General features: G+C 59.6%; 12 protein-coding genes. 7 read left to right on the forward strand and 5 right to left on the reverse strand.

The features are described 5' to 3' along the window. Positions 1–163 precede the first annotated feature (163 nt). Positions 164–1,393 carry an alkene reductase gene (locus ACMYSN_RS06175; protein WP_462497409.1) on the forward strand — a complete coding sequence of 410 codons (1,230 nt, stop codon included), beginning with the start codon at positions 164–166 and terminating at the stop codon, positions 1,391–1,393. A gap of 142 nt (positions 1,394–1,535) precedes the next feature. Here ACMYSN_RS06175 and ACMYSN_RS06180 read toward each other — a convergent pair whose 3' ends face one another. After that, complete coding sequence (locus ACMYSN_RS06180) at positions 1,536–3,845, reverse strand: molybdopterin guanine dinucleotide-containing S/N-oxide reductase (RefSeq protein ID WP_462497410.1); 2,310 nt, start codon at positions 3,843–3,845, stop codon at positions 1,536–1,538. Positions 3,846–4,260: 415 nt separating this feature from the next. On the opposite strand from ACMYSN_RS06180, the gene ACMYSN_RS06185 reads away from it, so the two are divergent. Genes ACMYSN_RS06185 through ACMYSN_RS06205 form a run of 5 tightly spaced genes read left to right on the forward strand, consistent with a single transcriptional unit; the run spans position 4,261 to position 9,728 of the window. Continuing rightward, positions 4,261–5,241, forward strand: a complete 981-nt coding sequence (locus tag ACMYSN_RS06185) for a sugar ABC transporter substrate-binding protein (RefSeq protein WP_462497411.1) — start codon at positions 4,261–4,263, stop codon at positions 5,239–5,241. 44 nt (positions 5,242–5,285) lie between these two features. Beyond that, a complete protein-coding gene (locus tag ACMYSN_RS06190; RefSeq protein WP_462498210.1) occupies positions 5,286–6,791 on the forward strand; it encodes a sugar ABC transporter ATP-binding protein in 1,506 nt (501 codons plus the stop codon). Then, complete coding sequence (locus ACMYSN_RS06195) at positions 6,788–7,774, forward strand: ABC transporter permease (RefSeq protein WP_462497412.1); 987 nt, start codon at positions 6,788–6,790, stop codon at positions 7,772–7,774. The genes ACMYSN_RS06190 and ACMYSN_RS06195 overlap by 4 nt, the downstream gene beginning before the upstream one ends. Then, complete coding sequence (locus tag ACMYSN_RS06200; protein WP_174508534.1) at positions 7,774–8,775, forward strand: ABC transporter permease; 1,002 nt, start codon at positions 7,774–7,776, stop codon at positions 8,773–8,775. The genes ACMYSN_RS06195 and ACMYSN_RS06200 overlap by 1 nt, the downstream gene beginning before the upstream one ends. An 11-nt stretch (positions 8,776–8,786) precedes the next feature. Beyond that, the gene (locus tag ACMYSN_RS06205) at positions 8,787–9,728 is read left to right on the forward strand and encodes a carbohydrate kinase family protein (RefSeq protein WP_462497413.1); all 942 of its coding nucleotides are present in this window, start codon (positions 8,787–8,789) and stop codon (positions 9,726–9,728) included. A gap of 40 nt (positions 9,729–9,768) precedes the next feature. On the opposite strand, the gene ACMYSN_RS06210 is transcribed toward ACMYSN_RS06205, so the two are convergent. The 4 genes from ACMYSN_RS06210 to ACMYSN_RS06225 all read right to left on the reverse strand — a co-directional run bounded on the left by ACMYSN_RS06210 (position 9,769) and on the right by ACMYSN_RS06225 (position 14,418). Next, a complete protein-coding gene (locus ACMYSN_RS06210; RefSeq protein ID WP_462497414.1) occupies positions 9,769–10,797 on the reverse strand; it encodes a 2-hydroxyacid dehydrogenase in 1,029 nt (342 codons plus the stop codon). Continuing rightward, on the reverse strand, positions 10,794–12,290 hold the full coding sequence (locus ACMYSN_RS06215) for an FGGY-family carbohydrate kinase (protein WP_462497415.1): 1,497 nt from the start codon (positions 12,288–12,290) through the stop codon (positions 10,794–10,796). The genes ACMYSN_RS06210 and ACMYSN_RS06215 overlap by 4 nt, the downstream gene beginning before the upstream one ends. A gap of 32 nt (positions 12,291–12,322) precedes the next feature. Further along, positions 12,323–12,949 (reverse strand): methylthioribulose-1-phosphate dehydratase, encoded by a 627-nt coding sequence (locus ACMYSN_RS06220; protein WP_462497416.1) that lies wholly within the window; start codon positions 12,947–12,949, stop codon positions 12,323–12,325. Positions 12,950–13,368: 419 nt separating this feature from the next. Continuing rightward, complete coding sequence (locus tag ACMYSN_RS06225; RefSeq protein WP_462497417.1) at positions 13,369–14,418, reverse strand: NAD(P)-dependent alcohol dehydrogenase; 1,050 nt, start codon at positions 14,416–14,418, stop codon at positions 13,369–13,371. Positions 14,419–14,521: 103 nt separating this feature from the next. Between ACMYSN_RS06225 and ACMYSN_RS06230 the strand changes: the two genes are divergently transcribed. Next, a complete protein-coding gene (locus ACMYSN_RS06230) occupies positions 14,522–14,920 on the forward strand; it encodes a winged helix-turn-helix transcriptional regulator (RefSeq protein ID WP_462497418.1) in 399 nt (132 codons plus the stop codon). Positions 14,921–15,084 lie beyond the last annotated feature (164 nt).

The following is a 15,084-nucleotide window of genomic DNA, read 5'->3' on the forward strand; positions in this document are numbered from 1 at the left end:
GACGATCTTTAGGACAACGCCGTATCCAGCTGCTCCCGGCCTGTTAAGCGACTGATGGCACCTTAACAATTGCTTCATTTATGGAACAATGTTATCCAAAAAACGCTATTTATTCCAGTTTATGTAAAGGGGATGATGATCGCGATGAAATAATTGAGGACTTATGAGTGCACCGATCCTGTCGTCGTCAGGACTGAGCAATGAGTACATTCATAAATTCATGGCTGCTTCAGATTCTTTAATAGAGCGGGCAGCCAGTAATTCAAATACTGACTCTACCAACCAGTCTATTGATTCATTCACTACCGAGGATCTTTCCATGAGCAAATTGTTCGAGCCTGTCCAGGTTGGGCATTACAGCCTACCAAATCGCCTGGTCATGGCCCCCATGACCCGTTCACGCGCTCAGTATGACGGCACGCCGGGTGAACTCGCCGCCGAATATTATGCGCAACGTGCCGATGTCGGTCTGATTGTTACCGAAGGCACCCAGCCTTCCGACGACGGTCAGGGTTATCTCACCACCCCTGGCATCTACACCGATGCCCATGTTGCCGGTTGGAAGAAGACCACCGATGCTGTGCATGCTCAGGGTGGGCACATCTTCATTCAGCTCATGCATGCTGGTCGCATGTCGCATCCCGACAACACGCCGCATCATCGTCAGGGTGTCGCGCCATCTGCGATCGCGCCGGGCACAGGCATGTTCACCGCCACCGGCATGCAGGATATCCCGACGCCGCGCGCGCTGACCAAAGAGGAGATGCAGCAGACAGTCAGGGACTTCGCATATGCCGCAAAGCGTGCGATCGAATCCGGTGCCGATGGCGTTGAGATCCATGGCGCCAACGCCTATCTCATTCAGCAATTCTTCGCCCCGAATGCCAACTCCCGCACCGATGAATATGGCGGCGCTATCGAAAACCGCGCTCGTTTCGCCATCGAGGTAGCCGTCGCTGTAGCTGAGGAAATCGGTGCCGCTCGCACTGCCATTCGCCTGTCGCCCGGCACTACGATGTGGGGCATTGAAGAAGGCGAAAACGGACCGGACTTATATCGTTACCTCGTTGCGGAACTCGACAAGCTCGGACTGGCTTATCTGCACATCATGCACCAGGGAAACGACCCGCTACTGGCCGATATCCGCAAAGCCTGGTCGGGCAAGTTGATCCTTAACCGCCCGGGTCGCCCGCGTGAACAGTTTGGAGCCGATGTCGTTTCAGGTCTCGCTGACCTCGAAGCTTACGGCGCAGCAGTTCTCGCCAACCCGGACTTCACTAAACGAGTGAAAACCGGAGCCCCGTTCAACAACGCTGACCCTACCACTTTCTTCGGCGGTAACGACAAGGGTTATACTGACTACCCAACCATGAGTGACGCCCCTGGGGCATAGGAATATCATCATGGTTTACATCGCTTCGCTGCAAGGACGAACCATGGCAGCCATTTCCAGGACTCTGGCCTGGGTGGCGAGCCAGGCTGTTCGGGCCAACTTTCCGCCACGCCTCATCAGCGCTCAGTCATTCCCTTCCCCTCTACGCACTGACAAACCTGGGGGGATCGAAGGCGGTCACCGGTGGCAGCGCCTCGCGCCACGGTTCAATCTCCACCCAGCAGCTTTGCGCACTACAGCCCTGACCCAGGCGCGAACTGCCGCGATCTTCGGTTAATACGTTGGGGTTACCATGTTTATCCAGCGACCCCTTTTCATTGGGGTCCAGAGGATCGTACCAGGCGCCGGTCGACATCTGAACCACGCCCGGCAAAATCTGTTCGCTCAGGTGCACGCCGGCCAGGATCGCGCCGCGCGCGTTATACACTTTCACCACGCTGCCTTCGCCGATCTCCCTCGCCTGCGCATCCTGCGGGTGCATCCATAGCGGCTCGCGGCCGTGGATTTTGGTTGCCCGGCTGACGCTGCCGTGATCGTACTGGCTATGCAGCCGGGTACGCGGCTGGCTGGAGAGCAGATGCAGCGGCCAGCGCGCCGCTTCCTGCCGTTGCCAGGCCGCTTCCTGCTCGTCCCACCACGGGTGGCCGGGGCATTCACGATAGCCAAAGCCGGCAATCGTTTCGGAGAACAGCTCGATCTTGCCGGACGGTGTGGAAAGCGGATAGCGCTGCGGATCGGCCCGGAAGTCCGCCAGAAATATCTGCGGCTTCTCCGGCGCGCTGTACTCCAGCACCCCTTGCTGCCAGAACGCCTCAAACGACGGCAGTTCAATCCTCTCTTCCCGCGCTCGCGGTCGCGACTCTTCGTAGATCTGCCGCAGCCACTGCCCGACATCACGCCCTTCGCTAAAACTCTCGCCGCAGCCCAACCGCCCGGCCAGGTCGCAGAAGATAGCGTAATCATCGCGCGCTTCGCCCACCGGCGGAATTTGCGCGCTCATGGCAATCATAAACCCGTCGTGGCCGCCGCTGCCGATATCTTCCCGCTCCAGCGAGGTAGTAACCGGCAGAACAATATCGGAAAATTTGGCCTGCGCGGTCCAGTACTGCTCGTGCACCACCACCGTTTCCGGCCGCCGCCAGGCTTCACACAGGCGGTTGATATCCTGATGGTGATGAAACGCATTGCCGCCGGCCCAGTAGACCAGGCGAATATCAGGATAGCGCAGATGCTGGCCGTCAAACTCATAGGCTTCCCCCGGATGCAGCAGCATATCGGACAGCCTCGCCACCGGAATGACGCTGTTCACCGCGTTTTTACCGGCAGGCAGCCGCGGCCCGGAAAAGGTCTTGCGCGCCGCCCCCGCCAGATTGGTACAGGCATAGCCAAACCCTAACCCGCCGCCCGGCGTACCGATTTGCCCCAGCAGCGCGGTGAGCGCCACCGTCGCCCAGTAGGCCTGCTCGCCTTGGCGCGCACGCTGTATCGACCACGAAATATTCACCATCGTGCGCTGGCTGGCCATCTCACGCGCCAGCGCGGTAATCTGCTGCGCATCAATGCCGATGATCGCTGCCGCCCACTCCGGCGTTTTTGCCACACCGTCGCTCTCCCCCATCAGGTAGGCGCGATACGCGGCAAAACCCACCGTGTGGCTGGCGACAAAACCGCTGTCGTACAGGGATTCGTTAATCAGAACGTAACAGAGCGCCAGCAGCAGCGCGGTATCCGTCCCCGGACGCACGGCAAGCCACTCGGCGCTCACGACGGCGCTCAGGTCATTGCGCACCGGGCTAATATTCACAAAGCGCGTCCCCTGCTCCTGCATCTTCTCCAGCCAGTATTTCAGCATGTGGTCGTTGGCACCGCCGCCGCTGACCTGCGAATTACGCAGCGGCAGGCCGCCAATCGCCACAAACAGCTGGCACTCCCGCGCCAGCTCGGAGAAATGGGTATGCTGACGATGCAGCGGACTTAACGGCCCGAGGACATGCGGAAGAATACGCTCGCCCGCCGCACTGCTGTAGGTGTTGGTACTGGCGGTGTAGCCGCCAAAGGATTTGAGAAAACGGTGCAGCTGGCTTTGGGCATGGTGAAAACGCCCGGCGCTGGCCCAGCCGTAGGAGCCACCGAAAATCGCCTCGTTGCCGCAGCGCGTTTTGACCGAGTTCAGCTCGCGGGCCAGCAGGTCGAGCGCCACCTCCCAGCTTACTTCAACAAACGGCTCTTTGCCGCGCCCTTCCCGCGACGCCGGGCCATGCTGTAAATAGCCAGCACGTACCGCCGGACGGCGAATTCGCGTCTTGCTGGTGACCGCATCGGGGAGCGACTGACCGATGCGTGAGGGGTTTTTATCCCACGGCACCGGGGTCACTGCGTCAATTTTGCCGTCGCGGGCCTCGACCTGCCAGGTTCCCCAGTGCATTACGGTCAGATTGTGTTGTTTTCTCATAGCGCCTGTTTTCTTTTCTCGCCCGATAACCATCGCCATAATAAAGGGTGATAATAATGGGATTCACCCACGCATCACCCTATAATCTGCTACACAAGAAGGATTGCCCACGCAGAACAACTCTGTATTATTCCTGAGTACGATATATTACAGCGACGAAATAATTAAAATTAAGCCACAATCTTTATTTGAATTAATAAGGCTTGCAAGCAATTTAAACCCACAAAATAAAAATGGGTTAACTCTCATCATGAAATATTTTCAGGTTGCAGGTGATAAATTTAAGTTTTCCTTAGACAAATCTGCGATATAACATTGTTGATATAGCTTATATATTTTTTGTATTTGAGGTTGCGTGGCTGTTATTGTCATGCTACTGCTCCGCAGCCACCTCCATCACAGGACCATAATAAGAATGTCGCAGAAAATGAAATTATTGCCCATCGCGCTGGGTCTGCTCTCGCTCGCCTCCGCAAACGCCCTGGCGGCAGAAGCCTTATCACTTCAGGGAAAAACCATCGGCGTCGCCGTTGTCGGCACCCAGCACTTCTGGGATCGTGAAGCCTATAAAGGCGCTAGCGAAGAAGTCGAGAAACTGGGTGGCAAAGTGATCGGCGTCGACGGCGGCCGTGATAACCAGGTTCATGCCAACAACCACGATATTTTACTGTCGCGTAAAGTCGATGCGGTAATTAGCATCCTGGGCGATAGCGCCGTTGAGCCGAAATTCAAAGCGCTGCGCGACGCGGGTATTCCGGTATTTACCGTTGACCATGTGTCAAAATACTCCGTCAATAACACCACCTCCGATAACTACACCCTTGGGTCAACCATTGGTCGTTATATGGCCGATGAGTTAGGCGGCAAAGGTAACGTTGCGGTATTTAACGCGTTCTCCAGTTCCCTGCGTATTTGCGGCATTCGTTACGACCAGTGGAAATATGTCCTTAAGGATTACCCGGACATTCATATTATTCAACCGGAGCTGGCGGAACAATTTGCCAACTCGCCGGAAGATGCGCGTAAGAAAACCCTCGAACTGCTGAGCCAGTACCCGAAAGGTAAACTTGACGCCATCCACGTTGCCTGCTGGGATCAGCCAGCTATCGGTATCGTCCAGGCGCTGGAAGAGACCGGGCGCGATAAAGACGTTAAGGTCACCGCCATTGATGCCGGCCCGGAAACGTTGGAAATCATGGCCGAGCCGGGTAGCCCGTTCGTCGCCAACGTCGCCCAGCAGCCGCATCTGATTGGCCAGACCTCCGCCGATAACGTCGCCCGCTACTTCGACAAACAGAAGCTGCCGGTGCAGACCTTTATTCCGGTGGTTCCGGTGAAAGGTCCGCAGGAGGCGAAAGCGGTCTACAAACAGCTGGGATATGGCGAACTGCAGTGATAAATCAATCCTCCGGCGGGGTCCATCCCGCCGCTGGTCTGGCGATGAACCAGATCAGCAAAACCTTCGCCAACGTGACTGCATTAAATGCGGTCACGCTGCTTCTGAAACCCGGTGAAATTCACGGCCTGATCGGCGAGAATGGCGCGGGAAAATCCACCCTCATTAAGATTCTCGCCGGTGTATACCAGGCCGACAGCGGCAACGCCACCCTCGACGGCGTGCCGCTGCCGCTCGGTAATCCTGCGGCGATTGAAGCACTGGGCATCCGCGTCATTCACCAGGAGCTTAACCTGATCCCGCACTTTACCGTCGCGGAATCGGTGTTTCTCGGTCAGGAATACCGCACCCGCTGGGGTTCGCTGGACCGGCGGCGCATGAATGCCGCCACCGAAGCGTTCTTCCGCGACAGCTGGCAGCTGGACATTAACCCGCGTCGCCTGATCCGTGACCTCAGCCTCGCCGAACGCAAGCTGGTGCAGATAGCCAGGGCGTTGATCGATGGCGCCGCAAAGCTGGTGGTGTTCGATGAGCCTACCGCCCCGCTGGAAGCGCAGGAGGCCAGCCTGGTCTCCTCGGCGATCCTGCGTCTGCGGGAACAGGGGATCGCAATCCTCTATATTTCTCACTATCTCAACGAAATCGCCGCCCTGTGCGATCGCGGCACGGTGCTGCGTAATGGCGAGGTCGTCGGCTATCCTGACCGGGAACTGCTGCAAAATACCGACGCGCTGATAAAAATGATGGTCGGTCGCGATATCGAGCAGCTGTATACCCCGCGCCAGAGCAGCGCTCAGGAAGTCGATGCTGTCGCACCGGTGCTTGCGGTACGCCACCTTAGCGACGGCCAGCAATTAAACGATATTACCTTTGATATTCAGCCGGGCGAGATTGTCGGCGTCGCCGGACTGCTGGGCGCTGGGCGCGACGTGCTGGTCGATCTCCTTTACGGACTGCGCCGTCCCCGTAGCGGCACAATCAGCATCGACGGTCAGCTGAAACGGCTGCGTACGCCGTATCAGGCCACCCGTGCCGGGCTGGCGCTGGTCCCGCGCGACCGCCGTCATCAGGGGCTGATCCTCCCCTTCTCCACCGCCGATAATATTAATCTTGCCTCGCTGCCTGACACCGCCACCTTCGGCTGGGAACGTCGAGGCCGAGCGCTGGAAAAAGCGCGCAGCTGGATTGACCAGCTCTCCATCCGCCCAGGCCGCCCGGAACTGCCGGTACGCTTGATGAGCGGCGGCAACCAGCAAAAGGCGATTCTCGCCCGCTGGTTGGGCACCGACGCGCGGCTGTTCATTCTCGATGAGCCTACCCTCGGGGTGGATATCGGGGCGCGCAGCGATATTTATCAACGTACCCGCGAGCTGGCGGACCGCGGTCGCGGCGTACTGGTCTCTTCCAGCGACGCACCGGAGCTGCTGGGCCTGTGCGACCGCATCCTGGTGATGTGGCGCGGCGAGCTGGTAGCCAATCTCCCGACCCAGGGACTGACGCTGGACGCGTTACTGGTGACGATTAACGGTGGACAGGAACAACAGGTATGAGTGCAGGTATCCAGCGTCGCCCCCTTGCGGGCCTCACGACGCTTATCGAAAAATTCCCCCTGATTCTCTTTTTTGCGCTGCTGGTGTGGCTCAGCCTCCAGTCGCCCTTCTTTTTAAGTTGGCAGAATATCAGCATGATGCTGGTACAGAGCGTGCCGCTGGCGATCCTCTGCTTCGGCCTGGTGTGCGTGATAGCGGTCGGCGGCGATGATGTGGTTTCCGGCGGGATTGACCTGTCGCTGCCCGCCATTGCGGTGCTCGGCGTGGCGCTGCTTAGCCTTGGCATGGCGGAGTGGAACACCCCCTACCTGCTGCTGTTTTTACTGCTTATTGCCGTCAGTCTGGCCTGCGGCGCGGTCAACGCCACGCTGGTGCTGGTGGCGGGTCTGCCACCGCTGCTGGCGACCCTGTCGACCTCGGTGGCCTTCACCGGGCTGACCGACCTGCTGACCGGCCAGCGGCGTATCGCGGTCAGTGATCCGCTGATGGTGGCTTTTCGCGATAACGATCTGTTCGGCATCCCGTGGCCGCTGATCTACCTGCTGGCGGTCTTCGCGCTGTTTCAGTTTCTGCTGCATCACTCCCGCTTCGGCCAGCATTTACAGGCCGTTGGCGGCAACCGCGATATGGCACAGATGAGCGGGCTCAACGTGCGCCGCTTGACCATTATTGTCTGGCTGCTGGCGGGGATCGCCGCCGGACTGGCGATCATGCCGCTGCTCAGCCAGGGTTCTGGCAGCTCCAGCGGCACGGCGACGCCATTGCTGCTGGAAACCGTCCTCGCCACCTTTATCGGCGCGGCGTTCTCGCGCCGTCGGGTGGTCACCATCTGGGGCGCGCTGCTCGGTGCGGTGCTGGTCAACGCACTCTCCAACGGTCTGGGTCTGCTGGGGGTGAATATTTTCTGGATGGGGGCTATCAAAGGCGGCCTGATCCTCGTAGTGCTGGCGGCGTCGGCGGTCAGACATAAAGGAGGCAACTGATGAGCCAGTTGACGCTCAAGACCCCATCAACGGGGCAAACTGCCAGCAGCCCGCTGGCGTGGCTGTCGCGGGCAGGATTCGGCGTCATTACCCTGCTGGCGATTGCCCTGTTCGGCTGGGCCAACCCGGTATTTTTGACCTTCGATAACTGGGCCAACCTGCTGCAGGGCAGCGCCATTTTGCTGATCGTGGCGATGGCGATGACCCTTATCGTCAGCGCCGGGGCGATTGACCTCTCCGTCGGCGTGGCGCTGGATTTCGGCGCGGCCTTTGCGCTGGTGGCGCTCAAAACCTGGCACCTGCCATGGCAAGCGGCAGTGGGTTGCGCGCTGCTCGGCGGGGTGATTATCGGCCTGCTGAACGCCTTCCTGATCCTTATCTGCCAGATTCGTCCGTTCCTCGCCACTCTCGGCACCTGGTTTATCGCCAGCAGCGCCGAGCGTATTTATACCGACGGCGGCGGCTCCATCTCTTACCGTCGGATGGCGCCGGAGTATCACGATCTGGCAGTCGGCACTATCGCCGGTATTCCCACCCCGGTGGTGATTGTGCTGGTGCTGTGGCTGGCGGCCTGGCTGATTACCGAACGTACGCTGTTCGGCAAATACGTTCGCGCGATCGGCCAGAACGGCGAAGCGGCGCGTATCGCCGGGATCCGCGACCGCCGGACCATGCTATGGGTGCTGGTGGCAGCCTCCGCGCTGTGCGCCGTCGGCGGCGTGATCCTCTCCGCCAACCTGCGCCAGTTTACACCGCTGGCCGGCCAGGCCTACCTGATGGACGCTATTGCCGCAGTATTTATCGGCACCGCCTTTAACCGGCTGGGCCGGGTCAGCATCGCCGGCACCCTCGGCGGCGTACTGTTCCTCGCGATTATTGATAACGGCCTGAACCTGATGGGGCTGAACTACCTGGTGAAAGATGCGCTGGTGGGCGTGATTCTGGTGGTGGCGCTGGCCCTCTCCTTCTGGCAGGCACGTCTGCGTCAAACGCATCGTTAAGTGGAGCACATATGGCAACTTTTGACGCCGTCTTTGTCGGCCTGACTATTCTTGATATCGCCGGACGCCCGGTTAGCGACATCCCGCCGCGCGGCGGGGTGGCTTTTATCGAACAGATCCGCCTGAACCCCGCCGGCACCGCCGCCGGAGCCAATATTAACGCGGCAAAGCTGGGGATTCGCACCGCCGCGGTGGCCTGCCTGGGCGAAGACGAAAAAGCCGATTTTATCCTCGCCAGCTATGCCCGGCTGGGTATCGACTGCTCGCTGATCCAGCGCACCGCGCTGAAGGAAACCTCAGCGACGATCCTGCCCATCCGCCCCAACGGTGAGCGCCCGGCGCTGCACTGCCGGGGGGCTTCCGATATCCTTTTCGTCAGTGAAGAGCAGTTCGCCGATGTTCTTGATTGTCGCTTCCTGCACCACGGCGGCACCGGCCTGCTGGCGGCGATGGACAACGGGCAAAGCGCACTTCTGCTACAGGCGGCGAAAGCCCGCGGCGTAACCACCAGCTTCGATCTCATTGCCCCCGATGAGCACACCCTGGATCTGCTGCGCCCGCTGCTGCCATCGGTGGACTACTTTATGCCTTCCCTTGAAGAAGCCGCGTATCTTTCCGGGCAGACACAGCCGGAAGCGATCGCCCGTTTCTTCTTCGGGCTTGGCGTCGGAACCTGCATTCTGAAAGATGGCGAGAACGGCTCCTGGCTGCTGACCCGCGATGGTGCCATTGAACATATTGCGCCATTCCGGGTCGATGCTGTCGACACCACCGGCTGCGGCGACAGCTACTGCGGCGGCTTTATTGCCGCCCTGGCCCGTGGGTTAAGCGTCAAAGCGGCGTGTGAGGTGGCTTCTGCCGTCGCCGCGCTGGTGGCGACCGGGATGGGTTCAGATGCGGGAGTCGTTGACTGGGAGCAAATTCAGGCGTTTATGGCGGCAAACCGCCGCTGATAGCAGCATCGCCGCCGCATCTCGCGGCGGCAAAAGCGGCTTAGCGCCACTGGTAAAGCAGCGGCTCCCCGGCAACATAGCGCTGGAGGTCGGCGGCAATCATCGCGGTATGCTTCGCGATGCTCTCCCGCGTCGCCCCGGCAATATGCGGGGTGATAATCACGTTATCAAACTCGGTGACAAACGGATGGTCGCGCCACAGCGGTTCCCGGTGGTACACATCCAGCCCCGCGCCACCCAGCGGACCGTGGCGTAGCGCCTGAATCAACGCCTCTTCATCTACCACCGCGGCGCGAGAGGTATTAATCAGCAGCGCCCCCGTCTTCATGCTCTTGAGCAATGGCGCGTTGACCAGGCCATCGCTGTGCGGGCCGCTGCTCAGATGCAGGCTGACGATGTCGGCCTCACGGAACAGCGCCTCAAGCGTCGTTTTCTGTAATCCCGGCTCGTTGATATCCTCGGCGGCGACAAACGGATCCACCACCAGCACCGCCATACCAAAGGCGCGGGCAATGCGCGCCACCCGACGGCCAATATTGCCGTAACCGATCAGCCCCAGGGTTTTATTGCGCAGCTCGCTGCCTTTAAACACTTCATAAGGACTTTCCGGGCTGACATCCCACACCACATCGCGGCGCAGCCCGCTCTGGGTGGCCTGTGCGGCGTTCTCGGCGTTAGTAAACTCACCGCGCTTCAGTGCCGCGTGCGATTGCGGAATGTGTCGCGCCAGGCTCAGCATTAGCCCCAGCGTCAGTTCTGCGGCAGCGTCGGCATTCCGGCCCGGCGTATAGAGCACCCGGATATCCCGCGCCTGGGCGGCTTTGGTATCGATATTCACCGGATTGGCACGGGTACAGGCGATGACCTTCAAACGGGGGCAGGCGGCGATCACCTCTTCCGTCACATCATCGTAGCTGGTCACCAGCACGTCAGCGTCGTGAGCCAGCTCGATCAGTTGGCCGGGGCTTAGCTTCGGCTTGCCCAGCGCCCATCCTTCAACCCGCAGTTCGCCAAGTTGCTGAAATGCGCTGAGATCGCCGGCGTGTTCGGCGGTAAATACAATTTTCATATGCGTTGTTCCTGAGAAAGAGCGTGAAGCGCCTCGTGGCGGGCCTGCCAGACCGGGAGCATCTGCTCGCGCAGCAGGCGATAAACCGGGTAGAGCGCGGCGTAACGGCGATGCGCCTGCCCATTGGGCTGATAGCGGGTCTGCTCCAGCACCGGGTAATGGCTCAGGGCATCGACGCTGCGCGCAGCCAGAATCGCCGCGCCGCGCGCGCTCAGCTCGTTGAACGTGCTGGAGACCACCGTTCTGCCGGTGCAGTCGGCAATGATTTGCAGCCAGGTGGCGGAAGCCGCACCGCCGCCGGTCAGGTACAGTTCACCGCCCTGCGGATAGCCCTGAAGCGAGTCGACGATGGCGTATGCCAGCCCTTCAAACACCGCCCGCTGTAGCTCTGCGCGAGTGGTGTGCTGGCTGATACCGAAATAACCGGCCCGCGCCTCGGGGCTAAAGAATGGCGCGCGTTCGCCGTTGAGATAGGGCTGCCAGAATACCCCGCCGCTGCCCGGCTCAACGCTGGCGATGCTCTGTTCCAGTTGCTGTAAATCCGGATTCAGCGAAATCTGCTGCTGGAGCCAGTCGATGTTCGGCGTCCCGGCCTGCATCGGAAACAGATTAATGAACCGGCCTGCTTCGGTATGGGTGACATAACGCGTCCCCTCATTGACCGTCTGACGACCGTGGCAGACGATACCAGTGCAGCAGGTGGTGCCAAGAATGGTGTAGATATCACCGTCGTTCACCGCGCCGCAGCCCAGCGCCGCGCTGCATACGTCGAGCGCACCAGCCGCCACCGGGGTGGCAACGGGAAGCCCGGTCAGCAAGGCGACCTCTTCACGCAGCGTACCGGCCAGGGCATCCGGCGCCAGCAGCGGCGGGAACAGATGCGCTAAATCCGCGAGGCCCATGTCATTCAGCACCACCGTGGATAACGTCCCGCTCTGCTGATTGAGCAAAGAGGTGCTGGCGTCGGTGAGATCCAGCGCCGCGACGCCGGTGAGGCGAAAGCGGATCCAGTCTTTAGCGAAAAACAGATAACGGGCCGCCGCCAGCCGCTCCGGCTGATGATGTTTAAGCCAGCACAGCTGCATACTGGTGTTGCAGGGCTGCAGGTGGGTACCGGTATCGTCGAAGAAACGGCGATCAAAACCGGGGCGACTGAGCAGTTCGCTCATCAGCTCGCGGCTGCGGGTATCACTCCACAAAATTCCCGGCCCGACCGGTTCGCCTTCGGCGTCGCTGAGCCAGACGCCTTCACCCTGCCCGGCCAGGCCAATCGCGCGTAAACGCCCGTTTTGCAGCGCCGGATGCTGGGCTATGTCACGCAGGATCGTCACCACCGACAGCCACAGCTGGGCCATGTCCTGCTCGGCGTAGCCGTTGGCCGATAGCCGTGGACCGGTATTCTGCGCCGCGCTGGCGCACGCCTGAAAATATTCATCAAACAGCACCGCTTTAACGCGCGAGGTGCCGATATCGATTCCGAGATAAAAATCCATGCCTGACCCGTTGGTGGAGGGAGATTTATAGCCTAATAGTGCTGGCTCTGGTCACGCTCGTAGCGGCGACGCATCAGCTCGCACTCGAACAAAAACTCCAGCCCTTCCAACTGGCGACGGGCCTCGTTAATATCTTTGCCCCAGCAGGTCAAACCGTGGCCGCGCAGCAGGAAACCGTAACGCAGCGGGTTGGTCTGGGCGTAATCTTCAATGCGCGCCGCCAGGGCGTCAATGTCCTGGTCGTTATCGAAAATTGCCACCGGTACGGTATCGAGATGGCTGTGCTGGCCGGTCAGGGTTTTCTGCATTTCATAGCCCTGCAGCGCCAGGGTGCCGCTTTTTTCAATGCGCGACAGTACGGTGGCGTTGACGGTATGCACGTGCAGCACAACGTTGGCCTCCGGGAACAGGCGATACACCAGGGTATGCAGGCCGGTTTCCGCGGAAGGTTTGCGCCCGGAAGGCGCGGTATTGCTGGCGATCTCAACCTGGAGGAAATCTTCCGTCGTCAGGCTGCCCTTATCGCGTCCTGACTCGCTGAGCCAGCACCAGGTCTCATCCTGACGCACCGACATATTGCCGCCGGTGGCCGGTGCCCAGCCTTTCGCGCCGATCCAATGACAGGTGGTGACCAGTTGCGCGAGTCTTTCTTGCCACATAGCAGTTCCTTAGTTTAGCGATGTTGATTTGAGAACCTTTACGGCCAGGCGTTATCGTTGCAGGCAGTGTGGTCGCGGACAGCACGCAACACCTGGAGCGTACAGGTCGTACGTGCGGAGCGTGAGCGCAGCCCAGGTCCAGAATGGCCTATGAAATAGCCTGACGAAAAGTTCTTTAGCCGTCTAAATGGCTATTCACCCGATACTAACACCGCTCGCTGGCGCGAACAATATTTCAGGAAAGACCGACATTGATAATGGTTATATCAGAAATGCATATGAAATTAGCGATTTCAACAACGATACAACCTGGTGCATTCAAAAAACCAACATTACCCGCTATGGGCTGCCGGTAACATGGAGGATCGTTCTGCAAGAAAGAAACAGGATGCGCCCGTAGAAATCGGGCGCAGTGGCGGTTAGAGCGCCGTGGCGGCTATATCAATCACAAAGCGGTATTTCACCTCTCCCTTCAGCATCCGGCTGAACGCCGCTTCAACCTCCTCGCCGCGAATCATCTCGATATCAGCGGTAATGTTGTGCTGGCCGCAGAAATCCAGCATCTGCTGGGTCTCCTGAATGCTGCCGATGGAGGTGCCACTGATGCTCAGGCGACGGAACACCAGCGGCGTGACATCCGGTGCTGGGTGAGGACTGTCGGGGATCCCCACCAGCACCAGCCGGCCGTTGGTTTTCAGGGTCACCAGATAGGGGTCCAGGTCGTGCGGGGCGGCAACGCAATCAAGAATGATATCGAGGCTGGCGACACAGGCCGCCATCTGTGTGCTATCGCGGGAAATCACCACCCGGCTTGCCCCCAGACGCCGCGCGTCTTCGCCTTTTTCCGGCGAAGTGGTAAACAGCGTGACCTCCGCCCCCAGCGCGCTGGCCAACTTGACCGCCATATGCCCCAGACCGCCAAGACCGATCACCCCGACCCGGTCTCCTGGCTTGACGTCGAAGTAGCGCAGCGGCGACCACACGGTAACGCCGGCACACAGCAGCGGCGCGACACCGGCCGGGTCAAGGTTCTCCGGCACGCTCACCACAAAGCGCTGATCAACGACGATATTCTGCGCATAGCCGCCGCGAGTCAATTCGCCGGTATAGCGGTCTGTGCCGTTATAGGTCGGCGTAAAGCCGCTGTCGCAATATTGCTCTTCATGCTGCTGGCAAAAGGCGCACTGACCGCAAGAGTCGACCATGACGCCCACCCCCACCAGCTGGCCCGGCGTAAAGCGGGTTGCCGCCTTGCCGCTCTGGCGAACCCGACCCACAATCTCGTGGCCCGGGACCAGCGGGTACTGGCTGACGCCCCATTCATTGCGCGCCATATGCAGATCGGAGTGGCACACGCCGCAGTAGAGAATATCGATCAGCACATCGTTATCCTGAACGTCGCGCAGGGACATTTCCCCCACCCGCAGCGGCTGGTCGGCAGCGGTGGCCATCATTCCACGAATCTTCATCTTTACCTCAGGTCTGGCTGTAAAAAGGCCGCACACTATAGACATGAGGTTTCCATATTGGTAGTAGTTACCATTTGGTGACCATACAAAGAGAGGAGCAAAAATGCCGGTTATCGTCGAGGGGAAACTCTATTTCTATGCCGATTCCGCCCCGCGCAGGTTGATGGATCTTTTTTCGCTAAAGTGGTCCTCCATGGTGCTGCACGCGCTGTGGCACTGGCCGAACCATCGCTGCCGCACCGCTGAACTGCAGCGCAGCCTGCAAGGGATCTCAAAAAAGATGCTGATCCAGACCCTGCGCGAGCTGGAGATGCGCGGTTTGATTAGTCGCCATGTGTATCCGGTGGTGCCGCCAAAGGTGGAATATGCGCTGACCGAGTTGGGCAAAACCTTCGCCCAGCCGATTGAACAGATGTATCAGTGGGGACTGGAGAATCAGGCTGCGCTGGATCAGATGGAAGCGCATTACCGGGCGGCTGCGGAAAAAAGCACATCGTCATGAAAATACACCTCCGGCACTGCTCCACGGCGGTGCAAAACCTTGCACTGTGCACACTATTCTGGCAAACGCCTGCGGATTAATGGTTTTTTATGTGCATAGTGCACAGAATATTGTGTTAACCCTGCCCCGATTTTATTGGCATACCTCTTGCTACCCCTCTGCAT

It is taken from the genome of Klebsiella sp. R445, from assembly GCF_051131755.1.
In the GTDB taxonomy this organism is placed as follows: domain Bacteria; phylum Pseudomonadota; class Gammaproteobacteria; order Enterobacterales; family Enterobacteriaceae; genus Klebsiella; species Klebsiella lignicola.

What these genes read in the sequence shown, in the direction of transcription:
- ACMYSN_RS06175 (WP_462497409.1), top strand. Translation starts at nt 164, where the DNA reads ATGAGTGCACCGATCCTGTCGTCGTCAGGACTGAGCAATGAGTACATT.
- ACMYSN_RS06180 (WP_462497410.1), bottom strand. Translation starts at nt 3,845, where the DNA reads ATGAGAAAACAACACAATCTGACCGTAATGCACTGGGGAACCTGGCAG.
- ACMYSN_RS06185 (WP_462497411.1), top strand. Translation starts at nt 4,261, where the DNA reads ATGTCGCAGAAAATGAAATTATTGCCCATCGCGCTGGGTCTGCTCTCG.
- ACMYSN_RS06190 (WP_462498210.1), top strand. Translation starts at nt 5,286, where the DNA reads ATGAACCAGATCAGCAAAACCTTCGCCAACGTGACTGCATTAAATGCG.
- ACMYSN_RS06195 (WP_462497412.1), top strand. Translation starts at nt 6,788, where the DNA reads ATGAGTGCAGGTATCCAGCGTCGCCCCCTTGCGGGCCTCACGACGCTT.
- ACMYSN_RS06200 (WP_174508534.1), top strand. Translation starts at nt 7,774, where the DNA reads ATGAGCCAGTTGACGCTCAAGACCCCATCAACGGGGCAAACTGCCAGC.
- ACMYSN_RS06205 (WP_462497413.1), top strand. Translation starts at nt 8,787, where the DNA reads ATGGCAACTTTTGACGCCGTCTTTGTCGGCCTGACTATTCTTGATATC.
- ACMYSN_RS06210 (WP_462497414.1), bottom strand. Translation starts at nt 10,797, where the DNA reads ATGAAAATTGTATTTACCGCCGAACACGCCGGCGATCTCAGCGCATTT.
- ACMYSN_RS06215 (WP_462497415.1), bottom strand. Translation starts at nt 12,290, where the DNA reads ATGGATTTTTATCTCGGAATCGATATCGGCACCTCGCGCGTTAAAGCG.
- ACMYSN_RS06220 (WP_462497416.1), bottom strand. Translation starts at nt 12,949, where the DNA reads ATGTGGCAAGAAAGACTCGCGCAACTGGTCACCACCTGTCATTGGATC.
- ACMYSN_RS06225 (WP_462497417.1), bottom strand. Translation starts at nt 14,418, where the DNA reads ATGAAGATTCGTGGAATGATGGCCACCGCTGCCGACCAGCCGCTGCGG.
- ACMYSN_RS06230 (WP_462497418.1), top strand. Translation starts at nt 14,522, where the DNA reads ATGCCGGTTATCGTCGAGGGGAAACTCTATTTCTATGCCGATTCCGCC.